Source organism: Propionivibrio sp. (genome assembly GCF_049316945.1).
Taxonomy (GTDB): Bacteria; Pseudomonadota; Gammaproteobacteria; order Burkholderiales; family Rhodocyclaceae; genus Propionivibrio.
Window position 1 is genome coordinate 20,907 of the sequence record NZ_JBMOJE010000037.1, and the last position, 18,816, is coordinate 39,722.

Below are 18,816 nucleotides of genomic sequence, written 5' to 3' on the forward strand. Positions count from 1 at the left end.
CCATGCCTCGCCGCGCCCGTCTCACCCTCCCCAACGTGCCGATGCACATCATCCAGCGCGGCAATAACCGGCAAGCCTGCTTTTTTGCCGACGAAGATTTCCTCTTTTATCTTGACTGGCTCAAGGACTATGCCGGCAAGACCGGCTGCCGGATTCACGCTTACGTGCTGATGACCAATCATGTGCATCTGCTGGTTTCGTCCCGGTCGACTGACGGCGCGGGCGCTCTGATGAAGGCTTTGGGGCAGCGTTATGTGCAATATGCAAATCGAACCTATCGGCGAACCGGTTCGCTGTGGGAAGGCCGTTTCCGCTCCTGCCTGACGCAGGATGAGCATTACCTGCTCGCCTGCCAGCGCTATATCGAACTTAATCCCGTGCGCGCCGGCATGGTCGGGCATCCGGCCGAATACCGGTGGTCAAGCTATCGCGCCAACGCTCAGGGCGAAGCTGATTCGCTGGTCGTCCCGCACGCGCTGTATCAGGCCTTGGGCCCTGACCCGTCATCGCGACTGGCCGCTTATCGTGAGCTTTTCCGTTACGAGCTGGAGCCGGGTCTGGTCGATGCTATCCGACAGGCGACCAACGGAAATTTTGCCTTGGGCGATGCGCGCTTCGGGGAGCAGATTGCCCTTGCCTTGGGCAAACGGGCTTTGCCAGGCAAATCAGGACGACCGCGTAAACCATCCGAACCGGTTTCAAATGATCTGTTTTAGAAGAGGAACCGTGGTGCCCCCCTGTTTCCGTGCCCTTGAAATGCAATGTATCTTTTTTGATCTATAATAATCACATGAACGGAAAACAAGTCATCGCAAAACTAAAATCCGCCGGATGGCAGGTGCTTCGTGTTGAAGGAAGCCATCACCAACTCGGCAAAGACGGTCCGCGAACATCGGTTCCTGTGCATGGAACCAAAGATTTGAAGCCTGGAACAATTGCAGGGATACAGTGCCAAACAGGAGTAATGCTGAAATGAACCTTCTCTACCCCGCAACATTTGAGCCTCAGCCGGATGGCGGATTCACTGTGCTATTCCCGGACCTGCCGGAAGCCATCACCGAGGGTGATACATTCGACGAAGCAATGATGCACGCGCAAGAGGTGTTAAGCCTTTCCCTGCGTGGCCGGATTGAGGACGAATCCATGGTTCCCAGACCAAGCAATGAACGTGGGGAACATATCCACCTCGTAGCGCCTGATACCAAATCGCAGTCAGCGGCGCTTCTACGGCTTGCCCGTGGAGATCGTCCAATGTCCGAGATTGCACGAGCCCTTGATACCTCATGGGCGTCGGCACAGCGGCTGGAAGACCCTAACCACTGGCCCAGCTTGAAACAGCTTGACCGTGCAGCGCGCGTGCTTGGCAAGCGGCTGGTTCTTTCGCTTGAGTAGGTTCTCAGCGGTTACTCCGGGAGAGTCCCAGGTTTTCTGATGCTCTGCCGCTTTATCATTCCCCCTGAGTCGCCCATGCCTCGCGCCCTCCCCCAGCGAGCCGTGTCTTATCACCCAGAACAAGAGGAAACCGTGGTCTGTTCCCGGTTTTCCTGCGCCCGGTTTTCCTGCGCAGACCTCATGAATAGGCGGTCTACAAGCCATGCGCCTGAAGAGTGCCGTATTTATTGGCTCTTCAGCCCGTATCGTTGTAGAAGGCCTATTGACGCGGCTTCGAGCCTTTCAGGACGAATCAGACCTGGATCAGCTCGCGCTGATAGCGCTGCCAGTTCTGCACATAACGTTCCGCGCTGCCGGGCAGGCCAGCGACTTCTTCATCGGTCAGTTCGCGGATGACCTTGCCCGGCGAGCCGACGATCAGTACGCGGTCCGGGAAAATCTTGCCTTCGGGAATCAGCGTGTTGGCGCCGACCAGCGAATTCTTCCCGATCACCGAACGGTTGAGCAGGATCGAGCCGATGCCGATCAGTGAGCCTTCGCCAATCGTGCAGCCGTGCAGCATCACCATGTGGCCGACCGTGACATCGCGGCCAATGATCAACTGGATTCCCTTGTCGGTGTGCAGCACCGAACCGTCCTGGATGTTGGTGTTCTCGCCGATGCTGATCAGATCGGTGTCGCCGCGCACGGTGACGTTCCACCAGAGCGAGACGTTCCTGGCCAGATGAACCTGGCCGATGACCGTCGCGTTGGGGGCGATCCAGCTTTGCGGGTCGATTTGCGGGGTGTGTGTTCCCAAGGTGTAGACGGGCATTTTGATTCCTTGATTATTGATAACGCAGCGCTTCGATCGGGTCGAGCGCCGCCGCCTTGCGTGCGGGATAAAAACCAAAGAATACGCCAACGCCTGCCGCGACGGCAAAGGCCACCAGTACAGAGCCGCCTGAAATGACGATCACCATGTCGGTGATGGCGTTGGTCAGCAGGGCACCGCCGATGCCGAGAACCAGGCCGATCAGGCAGCCGGCGATGGAGATCATGATGGCTTCGAGCAGGAACTGGGTCAGGATGTCCTTCTGGCGGGCGCCGATGGCCATGCGGATGCCGATTTCACGCGTTCGTTCGGTGACCGAAACGAGCATGATGTTCATGATGCCGATGCCGCCAACGAGCAGCGATACCGAGGCGATGGCGCCGAGCAGCAACGACATGACGCGGGTGGTTTCGGCGGCGGAATCAGCCGCTGCCGCGAGATTGCGGATGTAGAAGTCGTTATCCGCATCTTCCCGAATGCGGTGGCGCTGGCGGAGCAGCGCGGTGACCGACTTTTCGACGGCGGGCATGGTTTCAGCCGAACTGGCCTGCAACATGATGACCCGTACCGAGCCGGCAAAAGGTACGCCGAAGACCTTGCGCTGCGCGGTGGTGAGCGGAATGATCACGGTGTCGTCCTGGTCGCGACCGTCGAGGTTCTGCCCCTTGGCACTGAGCGTGCCGATGATGACGAAAGGCGTCTGGCGAATGCGGATCGTCTTGCCGAGCGGGTCTTCCTTGTCAAAGAGGTTATCGGCAGCGGTCTTGCCGATCAGCGCCACGCGTGTCGCTGAGCGCACGTCGGAATCGCCGAAGGCGTAACCGCTGGTCAGCGTCCAGGAACGGGCGTCGAGGTAGGACGGCGTGGTGCCAACAATCGTCGAACTCCAGTTTTTGGCGCCATAGACGAGTTGTTGCGTTCCCTGATGGATCGGGGCGACATTGAGGACGTCGTCCAGTTCGGAAATCGCGTCGGCATCGGCGACATTGAGCGTCGGGCCGAAACCGCTGCCGGTACGCACGCCGGCGGAACTGGTCGAGCCGGAAATCAGGATGTACAGGTTGCTGCCCATGGTGCTGATGGTCTGCGCCACGGCGTACTGCGCGCCCTGCCCGATGGCCATCATGAGCACCACCGAGCCGACGCCGATGACCATGCCGAGCATGGTCAGCGCGGTACGCATGCGGTTCGAGCCCATGGCGTGCCAGGCCTCTCCGAACATGGCTCTCAGCATGGTTGGACCGCGCTGGCTGGCGTCGCGATGTCGCTGACGATGTAACCGTCGAGAAAGCGCACCTGGCGTTTGGCGTGGGCGGCAATGTCGGTTTCGTGGGTGACCAGGACGATGGTGATGCCTTCCGCGTTGAGTTGCTCGAAGAGCGCCATGATTTCTTCGCTGGTGTGGCTGTCGAGGTTACCGGTCGGCTCGTCGGCGAGAATCAGGCGCGGCGAATTGATCAGCGCACGGGCAATCGCCACGCGCTGTTGCTGGCCGCCGGAGATACGCGCGGGCAGGGATTTGGCGTAGCTATCAAGGCCGACCTTACCCAGCATCTGGCGTGCCTTCTCGCGCCGTGCTTCACGGACGACGCCCGAATAAACCAGCGGCAGGGCGACGTTGTCTTCCAGACTCATGCGCGGCAGCAGGTTGAAGCCCTGAAAAACGAAGCCGATGGTGCGGTTGCGCAGGATCGCCAGTTCGTCGCTGGGCATGTGCGCGACATTGCGCTCGACCAGGAAGTAATCACCGGTGGTCGGCGTGTCGAGGCAGCCGAGCAGGTTCATGAAGGTCGATTTGCCGGAACCTGACGGCCCCATGATGGCGACGAATTCGCCACGCTCGATCGTCAGGTCGACGCCCTTGAGCGCCGGGAATAGCCCGGCAGCGGTGACGTAGGACTTGCCGAGCCCGCTAGCGCGGATAACCGCTTCGGCCATCAGAACAGCCTCATGCCGACGCTGCTGGGCTTGCCGCTGGCGTTGGCGACGTTCTCGCCGACAACGACCTTGTCGCCCGGTTTCAGATCACCGCCGACGACTTCGGTAGTGCGGTTGTCGGTGATGCCGAGCTGAATGGTGACCGGTTTGAGTTCGTTGCCGTCGATAACGTAAACCGTGCCGCTGCTGGTGTCGCGTTTCTTGCCCTTGCCCTCGCCGGGACGTTTTTGCTCGCCACCGGCGGGGGCACCGCTCTGGGCCGGTTTGTCGGCGGTTTTGGTATCGGCTTCCGCAGGTTTGAAGCGCAACGCGGCGTTGGGGACCATCAGGATGTCGTCGCGCTTGGCGACGCCGATGCTGACGTAGGCGGTCATTCCGGGCAGGAGAATCTGCTCGGAATTTTCCAGCGAGACGCGCACGTTGTAGGTGACGACGTTCTGCAGCGTCGTCGGGTTCAGGCGAATCTGCTGCACTTCGCCGGAAAAGGTTCGGTTCGGGAAGGCATCGACGGTGAAACGGACCTTCTGCCCCGTTTTGATCTTGCCGATGTCGGCTTCGGCGAAGCTCGAATCGATGCGCATTTCGGAGAGATCCTGCGCGATCTTGATCAACGTCGGTGTTTGCAGGCTGGCGGCTACGGTCTGTCCGAGATCGACCACCCGGTCGACGACGATCCCGGAAACCGGAGAACGAATGGTGGTGTAGTTGAGATTGACCTGATCCTTGTCGGCGGCGGCCCTGGCCTGCGCCAACTGGGCTTCGGCCGAACGCCGTGTCTGGACTGCCTGCTCCAGTTCCTGGCGCGAAACGTACTCCTGCTCGAACAGCGTTTTCATGCGCGCTTCGCTGGCGCGTGCCAGATCCAGCGTGGCGGCGATGTTGCCGATGTTGGCCGCCGATTGGCGAGCCTGGGCGGCCAGCAGCGAACGGTCGAGTTCAAGCAGCGGCTGGCCTTTCACCACCTTGTCGTTGAAGTCGACATAAAGCCTGGTGACGGTGCCGGAAACCTGCGTGCCGACATTCACCAGAACGACCGGATTGAGCGTGCCGTTGGCCGAAACGGTTTGCGTCAGATCGCCCTTCTCGATGGCTTGCAGCTTGTAGCGCTGTTCGGGTGATTGCGCCACGCTACTGCGATACCAGTAGAAGCCGCCGCCAGCAAGGGTGACGGCGACGAGAGCAATGAGGGATTTCTTGATGATCGGTTTCATGGGGTTTTGGCACCTGCGTTTGTTCCGGCATATATTTCTGACTCAGAGGCTGCGAAAATATCAAGAATCCATGGCCCGAGGCCAGGCTACGCGCCCGGAGAGGCGCAGAGCCGCAGAGAAAACGCAGAGGAACCCCAATTGTTTTTAAAGATTTTCTCTGCGAAACCTCTGCGCCTTTGCGCCTCTGCGGTGGGTGTTTAGGCATTTTTTCACATCCTCTCAGGGTTAAGCAGGCTGCTGTCGAGTACGCCAACCGCTTTGGCCAGCGTTGCCCGCGAGACGTGCCAGTCGAGCAGCGCCTGAATGCGTTGCAGACGTGCGGCAGCCAGCGCGCTCTGGGCGTTAAGTACGTCGAGAATGCTGCCGACGCCGGCCTTGTAGCGGCCGAGCGCGACACGTTCCGATTGCTCGGCGCTGGCCAGCAGATCGGCCGTTGTCTTGATCGTCTGGGTGGCCGTGGCAAGGCTCTGGTAGGCGCTCCAGACATCGAGCGCGACCTGCAGGCGGATGTTTTCGCGCTGGGCGCTGACCGCTTCGGCGTTGGCTTGCGCCGAGCGCACTTTGTAGGTGGTGTTGAAGCCGGAAAAAATCGGCAGGGTCAGGGTCAGGCCGACTGAACTGCTGTTGCTGGTTATGTTGCCGGTATCCACCCAGGTCGGCCCGGCGCCCACGGAGAGGGTTGGCAGGCCAGTAGCGCGGGTGTAATCGACGTTCGACTGGGCGGCCTTGACCTGCGCTTCGGCGGCCTTGAGGTCGGGGCGGCGCTGCCGGGCTTCAATGATCAGCGCTTCGATGTCGCGTTCAAACGCGGCCTCCGGCGTGACTTGGGGAATGTTGGCCAGCTTCAGCGGCTGGTTGGCGTCGAGTCCCATCACGTTGGCCAGCGTGCCGTAGGCGATCTTGACGATGCCCTCGGCCTTGATGCGGGTGAGCGTCGCCTGCGACCAGGCGGTTTGTGCCTGCAGCCGGTCGGCCGGTGTGCCGGTGCCAACCTTGTAGCGCACTTCGGCGGCAGAGAGGCTTTCACGGCTGGCTTTTTCCGATTCCAGCGCGGCGATGACGGCGGCACGCGCCGCCTGCGTGTTGTAGTAGGACTGCAGCGCAGAAAGGAAAACGCTTTGTACCGTTGAGTCGAGCGTCGACGAGGCGGCGCTCAAAAGCTGCCTGGCCCCTTCAAGGTTGGCCGAGCGAGCACCAAAGTCATAGAGAAGCCAGGACAGGGTGAGTGAGGCGCTGCGCTGATTGAGGTTTGCCCCATTGGCGCTTACCCGTTTGGTGATGACGTTGCCGTCGAGGCCGGGCAGATAATCGGATTGCGCCACGCCGACCTGCGCCGCCTGCACGCGGGCGTAGGCCCAGGCTTCATGGGTTCTCGGGTTCTGGCACAGCGCCAGATCGACGACTTCAAGCACGCCGTAGGTCGCATTCTCCGCAAGCGCCTTGCACGGAGCGTAGGCACTCTCTGTCATCGGGGAGAGCAGGGGGCGCGGCGGCGTGATCGCCTCGGTGTCGAAAGGATCAGACACTCCAAAGGCCATCGCCTCGGGTGCGAGTGTGGTGGCGAGGGTTGCCAGCAGTAACAATAAGGAACGTGGATGCATGGCCTGTCTATTGAATCGGATCGGTGGCTGGAATGAATTTTCCGCTAGTATAACGGCCTTCATTCTTTCTCCCGTTACGCCACCCCGTCGAGCTGTTAGCAAATGTTACCGGCCGCAGCGGCGTTACATGCAGGATTCAAAGCAGACTCCAATGGCTCAAAAAGCAACGATTTTCAAGGTTGATCTCTCGCTTGCCGATATGGATCGCAACGTTTTCGAGAACTATTCGCTGACGCTCGCCCGCCATCCATCCGAAAACGACGCGCGCATGATGGTTCGTCTGCTGGCCTTCATGCTCTATGCGGACAATGCGCTGGCCTTCGGCAAAGGCATGTCGTCGGACGATGAGCCCGACCTCTGGCGCAAGGATCTGACGGGGGTCATCGACCTCTGGATTGTCGTCGGGCAACTCGACGAGCGCTGGCTGCGCAAGGCTTCCGGCCGGGCCGGACGCGTGGTGGTGTTTACCTACGGCGGTCGCGTGGCGGAAATGTGGTGGGAGCAGAACCGCGCGACAATGGAAAAACTGCCGAATCTGACCGTCTTCAGGCTCTCGCCGGAAAGCACGCAGGCACTGGCAGCGCTGGCCAACCGCGCGATGAGCCTGCAGTGTATGACCCAGGACGGCGAGATGCTGATTACCGGCGAGGGGGAGTCGGTTCGTATCGAGCCCCTGCTTGTTTTCGGGACGCCCTGAACCAGTCAATCCGGGGATTTTCTCGCCCCCCTCCCCTGCTGACCAATTGCCTCATATTTCGTCAGATTTTCGCTTTGCTGGCTGGCTTGATTTAAGCAAGACCCACAGCGCGCCGTTTCCGCCGTCGCAAGGTGGGGCATGGCAGAAGGCCAGGACATCCTTGCGCCGGGCGAGCCAGTTCTTGACCAGTTGCCGCAGGATGCCTTCGCGGCCGGGTGAGCCGTGACCACGGCCGTGCACGATGCGAATGCAGCGTTTGCCGGCGTTGGTCGATTCTGCCAGGAAGAGTGCAACCTCCTCATGCGCCTGGTGCCGGTTCAGGCCGTGCAGGTCAATGTGCCTCTGAATCGACCAGCGACCGCGTCGCAGATCACGCAGTACGCTGCGCGGCAGTCCGGTGCGCAGGAAGGAGTCGGCGTCGCCGATGGTCAGCAGGTCGTCGATTTCCATCGGACCATGCAGGGATTCGACAATGGCCGCTGCTTCATCGAGTTCGCGCTGGCGTGGGCGTGGGCTGGGCTTCGGCAGATCAAAGGTGATGCGGTCAGCCTTGCGCAGTGGTGTTGCGCCGTCAACCGCTGCATGAAAGGCCGCGAGATCGTCCGGGTCTGGCTGATCTCGCGCAACTTTCATGTTAATCAGCTATCGAGACTGTCAAGATAGCGCTCGGCATCGAGCGCTGCCATGCAGCCGGTGCCGGCCGAGGTGCAGGCTTGGCGATAGATGTGGTCCTGCACGTCGCCGGCAGCAAACACGCCAGGGATCGACGTTGCCGTCGCGTTACCCTTGCGGCCGCACTCGGTGACGATATAGCCGCCTTCCATTTCCAGTTGACCGACAAAGAGATCGGTGTTCGGCTTGTGGCCGATGGCGATGAAAACGCCCATCAGCGGAATATCTTCCGTGGTACCTGTTTTCACGTCCTTGATGCGCATGCCGGTGACACCGCTCTTGTCACCAAGTATTTCATCGAGTGTCGAGTTCCACTTGATCGTGACCTTGCCGGCTTTTTCCTTTTCGAACAGCTTGTCCTGCAGGATTTTCTCGCCGCGCAACTTGTCACGGCGATGTACGACAGTAACGTGGCTGGCGATATTGGCCAGATAGAGCGCTTCTTCAACCGCCGTATTGCCGCCGCCGATTACGGCCACTGACTGGTTGCGGTAGAAGAAACCGTCACACGTAGCACAGGCGGAAACGCCACGGCCGGAAAACGCTTCTTCCGAAGGCAGGCCGAGATACTGTGCCGAGGCGCCGGTACAAATGATCAGCGCGTCGCAGGTGTAGGTTCCACTATCGCCGATCAGCGTGAAAGGCTTTTCGCCCAGTTTGGCGGTATGAATGTGGTCGAAAATGATCTCGGTTTCAAAGCGCCTGGCATGCTCTTCAAAGCGCTGCATCAATTCCGGCCCCTGTACGCCCTGGGCATCGGCGGGCCAGTTGTCCACTTCGGTGGTGGTCATCAACTGGCCGCCTTGGGCTATACCGGTAATCAGCACCGGTTTGAGATTGGCGCGGGCGGCGTAAACGGCTGCTGTGTAGCCGGCTGGGCCGGAACCAAGGATCAGCAGGGGGCAATGGCGTGGCGATTGGGTCATTTGTCTTTCCTCCAGGGCAAAATTATGCAGAAATTATAACCGGCAATCTACGGCCCGTTCTGTGCTGAATTGGTGACGAAACCACGAAACATCTTATAATCTTTTTGTAACTCTTTGAAATAATTGCCCGAACGTAAGAGAGACCAATGCTAGCGAAACAGCATCAGGCTGGCGGGAAATCATGCCTGTCATTGTTGCAGACTATTCCCCTGTTTGCAGGACTGCCAGAAGTGCAACTCGATCAAATAGCGCGCATGGCGGTTAGCCGCAAGGTGGCGCGAAACTCGACGATCGTCTTCGTGGGTGATAGTACCGACTCGCTTTTCGTCATTGTCAGCGGCAGCGCGAAAGTGCTGAATCGGGATGCTGAAGGAAACGAAGTGATTCTGACTTTACTCGCTGCAGGTGAATGCTTTGGCTAGATGGGGTTGATTGACGGTTCTCCGCGCTCGGCTGACGTTGTCTCCAGCGAAAGCTGTGAATTGCTGGTAATTGCCAAAACGGATCTGATGAAAGCCTTGTCCGAAAACTTCGATCTCTGCATGAATATCATGAAGAGCCTGGTGCTGCGTTTGCGCGAAGCCAACAGAAAGATCGAGAGTCTGGCGCTGATGGACGTTTATGGGCGCGTCGCCAAGCTGCTCCTCGATTTTTCGGTCGAGGAAAACGGCTTGCGCGTGATTCGGCGCAAGGTGACCAAGCAGGATATGGCCAAGATGGTCGGAGCGTCGCGCGAGATGGTCAGTCGCGTGATGAAGGATCTGGAGCGTAGCGGCTATATTCGCGTTGAAGAGGGACTTATTGTCCTCACCGAGGATTGAACCTGGGCTGAACCTCTCCGGTTGTTGCCGGCAGCCGGCTATAATGCCATTTTGTTCGGCTTCTACCGATATTGATGGCTTCGTTGCAAAAAACCAATGGCAGGATTGATCGCGCTTCCGAAGCGCCCAGCCCGTTGCCGGAAAAAATCGCGGTCGTACTGCAGGAATCGCGCTGGCTGGCGCTGATCGTTCTGGCCGCATTTCTTGGGCTGGCGCTGTGGGGCTACCAGCGCGGCGATCCCGGCTGGTCGCACGCCGTGCAATCCGCGACCCTGCACAACCCGGCCGGTCGTGGCGGTGCCTGGCTGGCCGATTTGCTGCTTTATGTTTTCGGCCTTTCAGCCTGGTGGTGGATCGCATTGCTGATCGCTCTCGTCTGGTGGGGTTACCGGCGGCTTGACGGGTTGCGCACGGCTGATCGGCGCCCTTTCTATATTGCACTGGCCGGATTCATTGTTTTGATCGTGTCCAGTAGCGGGCTGGAAGCTCTGCGCTTTTACACTCTCAAGGCCCACTTGCCGCTGGCTCCAGGCGGAATGCTGGGGATCGAAATCGGTAACGCCTCGGTGCGTTTTCTCGGTTATACCGGTGCGACGCTGACCCTGCTTGCCGCCCTGGTGCTTGGCTGGAGCATTTTTTCGGGAATGTCGTGGCTTTCTGCGGCAGAACGTTTTGGCGCTTTGCTGGAAGCGGCTTACGGCGCGGCGCGTGATCTGATTGATCGCTGGCAGGACAGGCGCATCGGACGTGAGGTGGCACGTGAGCGCGAAGCGGTGGTTGAGGTCGAGAAAAAGCGAGTGGAAACCCAGGAGCCGATTTTTATTGAAAAGCCCCCGCCTGCGGCACCAATGCCGGTAAAAGTCGAAAAACGAATCGACCGCGAGCGGCAGGTGCCACTGTTCCCCGAGGCGGTCACGGGCGGCATGCTGCCACCGTTGCATTTGCTCGAACCGGCCGCGATTCATACGGATAGTGTCAGCTCCGAAAGCCTTGAATATACCTCGCGCCTGATCGAGCGCAAGCTCGCCGACTTTGGCGTTCTGGCCAAGGTGCTGGCGGCTTATCCGGGCCCGGTGATCACGCGTTTCGAAATTGAGCCGGCCGTCGGCGTCAAAGGCGCGCAGATCGTCAACCTGGCCAAGGATATGGCGCGTGCGCTGTCGATGGTTTCGATCCGTGTGGTCGAGACGGTGCCCGGGAAATCATGCATGGCGCTGGAACTTCCGAACGCCAAGCGGCAGATCGTACGGCTATCCGAAATCATTTCAAGCAGCGCCTATCACGACATGAGCTCGCCGTTGGCGATGACGCTGGGCAAGGATATTGGCGGTCATCCGGTGGTCGTCGATCTGGCCAAGATGCCGCACCTGCTGGTCGCCGGTACGACTGGGTCGGGCAAATCGGTCGGTATCAACGCGATGATTCTGTCGCTGCTCTACAAGTCAGAGCCGGACAAGGTGCGTCTGATTCTCGTCGACCCGAAAATGCTTGAACTGTCGATCTACGAAGGCATTCCGCATCTGCTGGCGCCGGTGGTTGTCGATATGAAACACGCCGCCAACGCGCTCAACTGGTGCGTTGCCGAAATGGAAAAACGTTACAAACTGATGTCGGCCATGGGCGTTCGTAATATCGCCGGACTCAACCACCGCATCAAGGATGGAGAGAAGGCCGGAAAGAAAATTCCGAATCCATTTTCACTGACACCGGAAGCGCCCGAACCGCTGGTTTCCATGCCGCATATTGTCGTTGTTATCGACGAACTGGCCGATCTGATGATGGTTGCCGGCAAGAAGGTAGAACAGTTGATTGCGCGGCTTGCCCAGAAAGCACGTGCGGCGGGTATCCACCTGATTCTGGCCACGCAGCGACCGTCGGTCGATGTCATTACCGGCCTGATCAAGGCCAACATACCGACGCGCATGTCCTTCCAGGTATCGTCGAAGATCGATTCGCGCACCATCCTTGACCAGATGGGTGCCGAGGCGTTGCTCGGTCAGGGCGATATGCTCTATCTGGCACCGGGAACCGGTTACCCGACGCGCGTCCATGGCGCTTTTGTCGCCGACGAGGAAGTACATCACGTCGTCGATTACCTGAAGAGCGCTGGTGCGCCTGACTACGTTGAAGGCGTGTTGACTGGAGGCGGCCTCGATGACGATGAAGAAGGCGGCAATGGGGATGGCGAGGGAAATGGCGGTGATGCCGAGTCTGATCCGCTATACGATCAGGCCGTCGAGATCGTGCTCAAGAACCGTCGCGCTTCGATCTCGCTGGTTCAACGTCATCTGCGCATCGGCTACAACCGCTCGGCACGCCTGATCGAAGCCATGGAGAAAGCCGGGCTGGTGTCGGCCATGGATGGACGCGGTGGCCGTGAAGTCATTGCACGCAAGGAAGAAAATTGATGCGAAGTTTCGTTTTTGCAGTAGCTTGTCTGGCCGCTGTTCAAGTGGCCCACGCCGGCGCCATCGACAAGTTGCACCGTTTTCTCGAAACGACGAAGACAGTACGTGCCGATTTTGCCCAGATTGTTGTCGCCAAGAACGGCAAAAGGCCGCAGCAGTCGGCCGGCGTGATGATGTTCTCGCGACCCGGAAAATTCCGCTGGCAGATCGAGAAACCCTACAGTCAATTGCTGGTTGGCGATGGCGACAAAGTCTGGATCTATGATGCCGATCTGCGCCAGGTGACGGTCAGGAAAATCGGTGCCGCACTTGGCAGTTCTCCAGTGGCGCTATTGGTTGGCGACAATACTTTGGAGAAAAATTTCACCCTGCGCGAGGTCGGCGAACGCGAAGGGCTGGAATGGCTGGAAGCGATTCCGAAATCGCCTGACAGCGGTTTTGAAAAGTTGCAGATGGGTTTTGCCGGGAACGATCTGAAGGCGATGGAACTGTTCGATAACTTTGGCCAGACCACTTCGCTTTTCTTTACCCATCTTGAACGTAATCCACAGATAGCCCCCGCGCTTTTCCGTTTTACACCGCCAGCCGGGGTCGATGTCATCGGTGAGTGATCTGTTCTCCCGATCGCATCCGGTGCCACTCGCGGAAGCGCTCCGCCCGGCAACGCTGGATGAAGTGATCGGCCAGCAGCATCTGCTCGGTGCCGGTAAGCCGCTGCGTTTGGCGTTTGAAGCACGCAAGCTGCACTCGCTGATCCTCTGGGGGCCGCCTGGCGTCGGAAAAACGACGCTCGCGCGCCTGATGGCGGATGCCTTCGACGCCGAGTTCATGGCGCTTTCGGCGGTATTTTCCGGGGTCAAGGATATCCGCGAGGCAGTTGCACGCGCCGAGGCGACACTGGCGCTGAATGGCCGACCGACCATTTTGTTCGTCGACGAAGTCCATCGCTTCAACAAAGCTCAGCAGGACGCCTTTCTGCCCTACGTCGAAAGCGGGTTGCTCACTTTGGTCGGCGCGACGACCGAGAATCCATCGTTCGAAGTGAACTCGGCGCTGCTTTCCCGCGCCTCGGTTTACGTCCTCAACCCCTTGTCCGACGACGAAATGGGGGTGCTGTTCGAACGCGCCTGCCGGCAAGCATTGCAAGGCTTGAGCTTTGATGACGATGCCCGCTCCCGCTTGATCGGCTTGGCCGATGGCGATGCGCGCCGTCTGATCAATTTATTGGAACAGACACGCACGGCGGCGGAAACTGCCAATCTTTCCTGCATCGACGGCGCTTTCATCGACAACACGCTGGCGCAGAACCTGCGTCGCTTCGACAAGGGCGGCGAGGCCTTCTACGACCAGATTTCGGCCTTGCACAAATCAGTGCGTGGCTCGAATCCCGATGCCGCGCTTTACTGGTTCTGCCGCATGCTCGACGGCGGCGCCGATCCGCGCTATCTGGCGCGACGCATCGTGCGCATGGCGTGGGAGGATATCGGTCTAGCCGACCCACGAGCGGCACAGATCGCCGGCGAAGCGGCGGTGACCTTCGAACGCCTTGGCTCGCCGGAGGGCGAACTGGCGCTAGCCGAAGCCGTACTCTATCTGGCGATGGCGGCCAAATCGAATGCCGCCTATGTCGCTTATAATGCGGCGCGTAGCTTTATTGCCAAAGATGGTTCACGCCCGGTGCCGTTGCACTTGCGTAATGCACCGACGCGACTGATGAAGGAGCTCGACTACGGCAAGGATTACCGCTACGCGCACGATGAAAGCGAAGGCTATGCGGCCGGTGAGCACTATTTCCCTGATGGGATGCCGCCAGTCGATTGGTACAAACCGGTTGCGCGTGGACTGGAAATAAAAATTGGCGACAAGCTTGCACACCTGCGTGATCTTGACCAGCGCGCTAAAAAATCCCAAGACTCAAAGGACTGAACATGCTTGATATTCAACTGCTGCGGAACAACATTGACGCTGTTTCTGAAAGACTGGCAACGCGAGGCTATACGCTCGACAGTGCCGCCTTCCAGAAACTCGAAGCCGAACGCAAGACGCTGCAGACGCGCACCCAGGATCTGCAGGCCCGCCGCAACAGTCTGTCCAAGCAGATTGGCATGCTCAAGGGCAAGGGCGAGGACGCTTCAGCCGTGATGACGGAAGTCTCTGCCCTTAAAGAGGAACTGGATGCAAATGAAATACGACTCGGCGAGCTGCTCAAGGAATTCGACGCCTTTGTGGCGCTGATACCCAATCTGCCGCAAGAGAGTGTGCCGGTCGGCAAGTCTGAAGCCGACAATGTCGAAACCCGGCGCTGGGGAACGCCGCGCAGCTATGATTTCAAGGTCAAGGATCACGTTGATCTGGGCGAGGAACTTGGGCTGCTTGATTTTGCGACCGCAGCCAAGATCGCCGGTGCCCGTTTCTCGTTGATGAAAGGGCCGCTTGCCAGGCTGCATCGTGCCATCACCCAGTTCATGCTGAATGTGCATAGCGAAGAGCATGGCTATACCGAAGTCTATGCCCCTTACCTCGTCAATGCCGCCAGCCTGTTCGGTACCGGCCAGTTGCCGAAATTCGAGGAAGATCTGTTCAAGATTCTGCGCCCTGATGCTGAACCGCTCTACCTGATCCCGACGGCCGAGGTGCCGGTCACCAATATCGTGCGCGATGTCATTCTTGCTCTGGATGAACTGCCACTCAAGTTGGTCTGCCACACGCCGTGCTTCCGCTCTGAAGCGGGTTCCTATGGCAAGGACACGCGCGGCATGATTCGCCAGCATCAGTTCGACAAAGTTGAACTGGTTCAGATTGTCACCGCCGAAAACTCCATTGCAGCGCACGAGGAATTGACAGGCCACGCCGAGAGGATTCTCGAAAAGCTTGAACTGCCCTACCGCCGTGTCGCCCTGTGCACCGGCGATATGGGCTTTTCATCAGCCAAAACTTATGATCTGGAAGTCTGGCTACCGGCGCAAAACACCTATCGCGAGATTTCCTCCTGCTCGAACTTTGAGTCCTTCCAAGCGCGGCGCATGCAGGCGCGCTGCCGCAATGAAAAGAACAAGACTGAACTGGTGCACACGCTCAACGGCTCAGGGCTTGCGGTCGGTCGTACGCTGGTAGCCATCATGGAGAATTATCAGAATGCCGACGGCAGCATTACCGTGCCGGCGGCCTTGCAGCCGTATCTTGGCGGGCTGGAGAAAATCACCGCGTAATTTGAAATTTTCGCTAGTCGTTAAAGAATTCGTTGCTGTATTGCAGCGGGTAGCTTTGGATGCCTGCTGAGGTTTCGGGAATTCTCTCCATTGGTCGGTAGGGCTGTTCGTGGCGATTGAGAATGTCGGTATAGACGCGGATGTTCTCAACCATGATCACCGCTTCACCGCCACGCCCCTTGCCGGATTTCAACCGGCTGTAATACTGCGCTTGTGACAACAGCGGCAGAACTTTCTTCATTGCAAACCAGGAATCCGGGTTGGATTTCTGCGTTTTCGCAATGTAGCGAGCAGCATTGAGATGGCCCATGCCAAGATTGTAGGCTGCGAGCGCCAGCCATAGCCGATCGGGTTCGCCAATGCTTGAGGGCAGCGCATCGCGTAGGTCGCTGACATACAGTGCTCCAGCGCGAATGCTTTGTGCCGGGTCGAGCCGGTTGCTTACGCCAAGATGGTCGGCAGTATCTCCGGTCAGCATCATCATGCCGCGCACCCCGGTGGGGCTGGTCGCCAGCGGTTCCCATTGGGATTCCTGGTAGGCCAGTGCGGCGAGTAGTCGCCAATCGATCCCCGTACGGGCCTGAGCCGCATGAAACAGCTTTCGATACTGGGGCAGAACGGAGTTCATGCGCTCGATAAAACGCAGGCTGTCGGCTTGCGTGAGCCGCTCCACATGCCCGAAATAACGATCTTTCAGGCGATCCATTTCGCCGCTTTTCTGCATGCGCTCAAGAAAAGCGTTGGCCTTGGTGATCAACTCCGCGTCAACGCCCGGTGAAAAAAGCCAAACAATCGGCAGCGCCGGCCCAATCTCCAACGACTCTTGCAACTCAGGGTAGAAATTGCTGCCAATATCAAATTCAGCGTTGTTTACCACGGCAGCCTCATAGCGCTGCGTTGCGACGCCCTCCATCAGGTCAAGTTCGCTAGGTTTGTGATTTACGGCAATGACGATATCCGGAACCTTCTCCTTGACTGCGCGTAGCACAGCCTCCTGCCGTGAACCGGCAACAACATTCACGGTTTTATGGGCCAATTGTTCGATCCCGGTCAATGGCAGTGAGGCTTCGTGCGTGATCAGAACATTATGACTCTGGAAGTAAGGGGTACTGCTCCGTATGCCGGAATCGTCGACCGGTGTTTGCCATGCCGCAGCCAGATGCGCCTCACCGTTCTTGAGCCGGATCAGAATGTCGGTGTCGCTGGCAGCAACGACGATCCTGCAATTCAGTCCCATTTCCTGCGCAAGCAAACGGGCAAGGTCGTAATCAAAGCCGCTCGCACCACTGATTCCATCAACCGAGTACGTGGCTGATCCCACCCTCGTCTGGATAACGAGTTCCCTGGTTTTTTCTGGCGGTTGCAGGATATTGTTGCCGCAACCTGCAATAAGTACAGCGAGAATAAGAACACGGTAAATTTGTTCTCTCCTCAAGATCAAGGCGATAGAGGGTGAGTCGGGGGTTTTTGTCATGCGCAGACAGCCTTGTCCAATAAGGTATGAGCCTGAACGAGGATCTGATTTTAATCACAACCTTATCTTACTTTACAATACCGCCTTTCCGCTTACTGGCATCTGATCATGATCCGCACCCGATTTGCCCCCTCCCCAACCGGTTTTCTGCACATCGGCGGCGCCCGCACCGCCCTCTTCTCTTGGGCCTACGCCCGTCACCACGGCGGAAAATTCATTCTGCGCGTTGAAGACACTGACCTCGCACGTTCAACGCCGGAAGCCGTGCAAGCGATCATCGACGGCATGAACTGGCTGGGCCTCACGCACGACGAAGGCCCTTTCTACCAGACGCAGCGCATGGATCGTTACAAAGTGGTGATCACTGAGATGCTCGCTACCGGAACTGCCTACCACTGCTTTACGACTCCTGAGGAACTCGACCGCATGCGTGAGGAGCAGCGCGCCAAAGGTCTCAAGCCGCGTTACGACGGTGCCTGGCGCCCGGAGCCTGGAAAGACGCTGCCGACGCCGCCTGCGGGCGCGCTGCCGGTGGTGCGCTTCAGAAATCCGGTGGCGGGCGTGGTGGCCTGGGATGACCTGGTTAAGGGCTACATCGAGATCGCCAACGCCGAACTCGATGATCTGGTCATTGCCCGCGCTGATGGCACGCCAACCTACAACTTCTGCGTAGTCGTTGACGACTGGGAGATGGGCATTACTCACGTCATCCGTGGCGACGACCATGTAAACAACACGCCGCGCCAGATCAATATCCTCAAGTCCCTGGGTGCAGAGGTGCCGCTTTATGCGCATCTCTCGATGATTCTCGGCGACGATGGGCAGAAGCTTTCCAAGCGCCACGGCGCGGTCAGCATCATGCAATACGACGATGAAGGCTATCTGCCTGAAGCTGTGCTCAACTATCTGGCCCGTCTCGGCTGGTCGCACGGCGACGAAGAGGTGTTCTCGATGCAACAGTTCTGCGCGTGGTTCGATCTCGACCACATCACGCCGTCGGCGGCACAATTCAATACCGAGAAGCTGAACTGGCTTAATGCGCACTACCTCAAGCTGTCCGACAACGCACGACTCGCGGCGTTGGTTCAGCCACGCCTCGAAGAGCGGGGTGTGACTATCACTGCGTCGCCTTCGCTTGAAGCGATCATCGGCATCTACAAGGAGCGCGTGAGCACTCTGAACGAACTTGCCGACGCCGCAGAGGTGTTCTACATCGACCTGCACCCGAAGGCAGAAATTCTGGCACAGCACCTCACTCCGGAAGCACTGCCAGCGCTGGCGGACTTTATCTCGGGCGTGAAGGATGTGACATGGGAAGCAGCGGCCATCGGGGCGCTGATCAAGGCGTGCATCGGCAAGCACGGACTCAAGATGCCCAAGTTGGCAATGCCCCTCCGTGTATTGCTTACCGGGCAGACGCAAACGCCGTCGGTTGATGCAGTTCTCGCCCTTTTCCCGCGCGAACTTGCGCTCAAACGCCTGGCAGTGGCTCCGGTCAACTGAGAGGTGTTGTATATACTCTGCGCGAAGAAAAAAAGCGCTTTACAAGACTTGGCAGCCTCCCTATAATGCGCCCTTCCTTCGACGGGGGTATAGCTCAGCTGGGAGAGCGCTTGCATGGCATGCAAGAGGTCCGCGGTTCGATCCCGCGTA

General features: G+C 58.8%; 19 protein-coding genes. 11 read left to right on the forward strand and 8 right to left on the reverse strand.

Annotation, left to right across the window (positions count from 1 at the left end; all coding sequences use genetic code 11):
• Positions 1 to 2 precede the first annotated feature (2 nt).
• The 3 genes from ACOYNV_RS10420 to ACOYNV_RS10430 all read left to right on the forward strand — a co-directional run bounded on the left by ACOYNV_RS10420 (position 3) and on the right by ACOYNV_RS10430 (position 1,392).
• A complete protein-coding gene (locus tag ACOYNV_RS10420; protein ID WP_422899706.1) occupies positions 3 to 716 on the forward strand; it encodes a transposase in 714 nt (237 codons plus the stop codon).
• A gap of 74 nt (positions 717 to 790) precedes the next feature.
• Positions 791 to 976 carry a type II toxin-antitoxin system HicA family toxin gene (locus tag ACOYNV_RS10425; protein ID WP_422899707.1) on the forward strand — a complete coding sequence of 62 codons (186 nt, stop codon included), beginning with the start codon at positions 791 to 793 and terminating at the stop codon, positions 974 to 976.
• Positions 973 to 1,392, forward strand: coding sequence for a type II toxin-antitoxin system HicB family antitoxin (locus ACOYNV_RS10430; protein ID WP_422899708.1), 420 nt, complete (start codon positions 973 to 975; stop codon positions 1,390 to 1,392). Before ACOYNV_RS10425 ends, ACOYNV_RS10430 begins: the two co-directional genes overlap by 4 nt.
• 292 nt (positions 1,393 to 1,684) lie before the next feature.
• On the opposite strand, the gene ACOYNV_RS10435 is transcribed toward ACOYNV_RS10430, so the two are convergent.
• From ACOYNV_RS10435 to ACOYNV_RS10455, 5 genes are all read right to left on the reverse strand, one after another.
• Positions 1,685 to 2,206 carry a gamma carbonic anhydrase family protein gene (locus ACOYNV_RS10435; RefSeq protein ID WP_422899709.1) on the reverse strand — a complete coding sequence of 174 codons (522 nt, stop codon included), beginning with the start codon at positions 2,204 to 2,206 and terminating at the stop codon, positions 1,685 to 1,687.
• Positions 2,207 to 2,219: 13 nt separating this feature from the next.
• Positions 2,220 to 3,440 carry an ABC transporter permease gene (locus ACOYNV_RS10440; RefSeq protein ID WP_422899710.1) on the reverse strand — a complete coding sequence of 407 codons (1,221 nt, stop codon included), beginning with the start codon at positions 3,438 to 3,440 and terminating at the stop codon, positions 2,220 to 2,222.
• The gene (locus ACOYNV_RS10445) at positions 3,434 to 4,144 is read right to left on the reverse strand and encodes an ABC transporter ATP-binding protein (RefSeq protein WP_422899711.1); all 711 of its coding nucleotides are present in this window, start codon (positions 4,142 to 4,144) and stop codon (positions 3,434 to 3,436) included. The genes ACOYNV_RS10440 and ACOYNV_RS10445 overlap by 7 nt, the downstream gene beginning before the upstream one ends.
• Positions 4,144 to 5,355, reverse strand: coding sequence for an efflux RND transporter periplasmic adaptor subunit (locus ACOYNV_RS10450; protein ID WP_422899712.1), 1,212 nt, complete (start codon positions 5,353 to 5,355; stop codon positions 4,144 to 4,146). Before ACOYNV_RS10450 ends, ACOYNV_RS10445 begins: the two co-directional genes overlap by 1 nt.
• A 209-nt stretch (positions 5,356 to 5,564) precedes the next feature.
• Positions 5,565 to 6,956: a TolC family protein gene (locus tag ACOYNV_RS10455; RefSeq protein WP_422899713.1), complete on the reverse strand. Its 1,392-nt coding sequence runs from the start codon at positions 6,954 to 6,956 to the stop codon at positions 5,565 to 5,567.
• A gap of 151 nt (positions 6,957 to 7,107) precedes the next feature.
• Between ACOYNV_RS10455 and ACOYNV_RS10460 the strand changes: the two genes are divergently transcribed.
• Entirely contained in the window at positions 7,108 to 7,653 is a 546-nt protein-coding gene (locus ACOYNV_RS10460) for a YaeQ family protein (RefSeq protein WP_422899714.1), read from the forward strand.
• A 51-nt stretch (positions 7,654 to 7,704) separates the two neighbouring features.
• Here ACOYNV_RS10460 and ACOYNV_RS10465 read toward each other — a convergent pair whose 3' ends face one another.
• A complete protein-coding gene (locus ACOYNV_RS10465) occupies positions 7,705 to 8,286 on the reverse strand; it encodes a Smr/MutS family protein (RefSeq protein ID WP_422899715.1) in 582 nt (193 codons plus the stop codon).
• Positions 8,287 to 8,291: 5 nt separating this feature from the next.
• The gene (trxB, locus tag ACOYNV_RS10470) at positions 8,292 to 9,251 is read right to left on the reverse strand and encodes a thioredoxin-disulfide reductase (RefSeq protein WP_422899716.1); all 960 of its coding nucleotides are present in this window, start codon (positions 9,249 to 9,251) and stop codon (positions 8,292 to 8,294) included.
• 146 nt (positions 9,252 to 9,397) lie between these two features.
• Here trxB and ACOYNV_RS10475 point away from each other — a divergent pair, with 146 nt between their 5' ends.
• The 6 genes from ACOYNV_RS10475 to serS all read left to right on the forward strand — a co-directional run bounded on the left by ACOYNV_RS10475 (position 9,398) and on the right by serS (position 15,689).
• Positions 9,398 to 9,673, forward strand: a complete 276-nt coding sequence (locus tag ACOYNV_RS10475) for a cyclic nucleotide-binding domain-containing protein (protein WP_422899717.1) — start codon at positions 9,398 to 9,400, stop codon at positions 9,671 to 9,673.
• Positions 9,674 to 10,072 (forward strand): Crp/Fnr family transcriptional regulator, encoded by a 399-nt coding sequence (locus tag ACOYNV_RS10480; RefSeq protein ID WP_422899718.1) that lies wholly within the window; start codon positions 9,674 to 9,676, stop codon positions 10,070 to 10,072.
• 83 nt (positions 10,073 to 10,155) lie between these two features.
• Positions 10,156 to 12,480: a DNA translocase FtsK gene (locus ACOYNV_RS10485; protein WP_422899719.1), complete on the forward strand. Its 2,325-nt coding sequence runs from the start codon at positions 10,156 to 10,158 to the stop codon at positions 12,478 to 12,480.
• The gene (gene lolA / locus ACOYNV_RS10490; RefSeq protein WP_422899720.1) at positions 12,480 to 13,091 is read left to right on the forward strand and encodes an outer membrane lipoprotein chaperone LolA; all 612 of its coding nucleotides are present in this window, start codon (positions 12,480 to 12,482) and stop codon (positions 13,089 to 13,091) included. Before ACOYNV_RS10485 ends, lolA begins: the two co-directional genes overlap by 1 nt.
• Entirely contained in the window at positions 13,084 to 14,406 is a 1,323-nt protein-coding gene (locus tag ACOYNV_RS10495; protein ID WP_422899725.1) for a replication-associated recombination protein A, read from the forward strand. Before lolA ends, ACOYNV_RS10495 begins: the two co-directional genes overlap by 8 nt.
• A 2-nt stretch (positions 14,407 to 14,408) precedes the next feature.
• On the forward strand, positions 14,409 to 15,689 hold the full coding sequence (gene serS, locus ACOYNV_RS10500; protein ID WP_422899721.1) for a serine--tRNA ligase: 1,281 nt from the start codon (positions 14,409 to 14,411) through the stop codon (positions 15,687 to 15,689).
• Positions 15,690 to 15,702: 13 nt separating this feature from the next.
• Here serS and mltF read toward each other — a convergent pair whose 3' ends face one another.
• On the reverse strand, positions 15,703 to 17,163 hold the full coding sequence (gene mltF / locus ACOYNV_RS10505; protein WP_422899722.1) for a membrane-bound lytic murein transglycosylase MltF: 1,461 nt from the start codon (positions 17,161 to 17,163) through the stop codon (positions 15,703 to 15,705).
• Positions 17,164 to 17,271: 108 nt separating this feature from the next.
• Between mltF and gltX the strand changes: the two genes are divergently transcribed.
• A complete protein-coding gene (gene gltX, locus ACOYNV_RS10510) occupies positions 17,272 to 18,666 on the forward strand; it encodes a glutamate--tRNA ligase (RefSeq protein WP_422899723.1) in 1,395 nt (464 codons plus the stop codon).
• Positions 18,667 to 18,816: the final 150 nt, after the last annotated feature.

Excerpts from the sequence above, each read along its gene's own strand:
- ACOYNV_RS10480 (WP_422899718.1), top strand. The coding sequence starts at position 9,674 with ATGGGGTTGATTGACGGTTCTCCGCGCTCGGCTGACGTTGTCTCCAGC.
- ACOYNV_RS10445 (WP_422899711.1), bottom strand. The coding sequence starts at position 4,144 with ATGGCCGAAGCGGTTATCCGCGCTAGCGGGCTCGGCAAGTCCTACGTC.
- ACOYNV_RS10455 (WP_422899713.1), bottom strand. The coding sequence starts at position 6,956 with ATGCATCCACGTTCCTTATTGTTACTGCTGGCAACCCTCGCCACCACA.
- trxB (WP_422899716.1), bottom strand. The coding sequence starts at position 9,251 with ATGACCCAATCGCCACGCCATTGCCCCCTGCTGATCCTTGGTTCCGGC.
- ACOYNV_RS10420 (WP_422899706.1), top strand. The coding sequence starts at position 3 with ATGCCTCGCCGCGCCCGTCTCACCCTCCCCAACGTGCCGATGCACATC.
- ACOYNV_RS10440 (WP_422899710.1), bottom strand. The coding sequence starts at position 3,440 with ATGCTGAGAGCCATGTTCGGAGAGGCCTGGCACGCCATGGGCTCGAAC.
- ACOYNV_RS10450 (WP_422899712.1), bottom strand. The coding sequence starts at position 5,355 with ATGAAACCGATCATCAAGAAATCCCTCATTGCTCTCGTCGCCGTCACC.
- gltX (WP_422899723.1), top strand. The coding sequence starts at position 17,272 with ATGATCCGCACCCGATTTGCCCCCTCCCCAACCGGTTTTCTGCACATC.
- serS (WP_422899721.1), top strand. The coding sequence starts at position 14,409 with ATGCTTGATATTCAACTGCTGCGGAACAACATTGACGCTGTTTCTGAA.
- mltF (WP_422899722.1), bottom strand. The coding sequence starts at position 17,163 with ATGACAAAAACCCCCGACTCACCCTCTATCGCCTTGATCTTGAGGAGA.
- ACOYNV_RS10460 (WP_422899714.1), top strand. The coding sequence starts at position 7,108 with ATGGCTCAAAAAGCAACGATTTTCAAGGTTGATCTCTCGCTTGCCGAT.
- ACOYNV_RS10425 (WP_422899707.1), top strand. The coding sequence starts at position 791 with ATGAACGGAAAACAAGTCATCGCAAAACTAAAATCCGCCGGATGGCAG.
- ACOYNV_RS10430 (WP_422899708.1), top strand. The coding sequence starts at position 973 with ATGAACCTTCTCTACCCCGCAACATTTGAGCCTCAGCCGGATGGCGGA.
- ACOYNV_RS10465 (WP_422899715.1), bottom strand. The coding sequence starts at position 8,286 with ATGAAAGTTGCGCGAGATCAGCCAGACCCGGACGATCTCGCGGCCTTT.
- lolA (WP_422899720.1), top strand. The coding sequence starts at position 12,480 with ATGCGAAGTTTCGTTTTTGCAGTAGCTTGTCTGGCCGCTGTTCAAGTG.
- ACOYNV_RS10435 (WP_422899709.1), bottom strand. The coding sequence starts at position 2,206 with ATGCCCGTCTACACCTTGGGAACACACACCCCGCAAATCGACCCGCAA.
- ACOYNV_RS10475 (WP_422899717.1), top strand. The coding sequence starts at position 9,398 with ATGCTAGCGAAACAGCATCAGGCTGGCGGGAAATCATGCCTGTCATTG.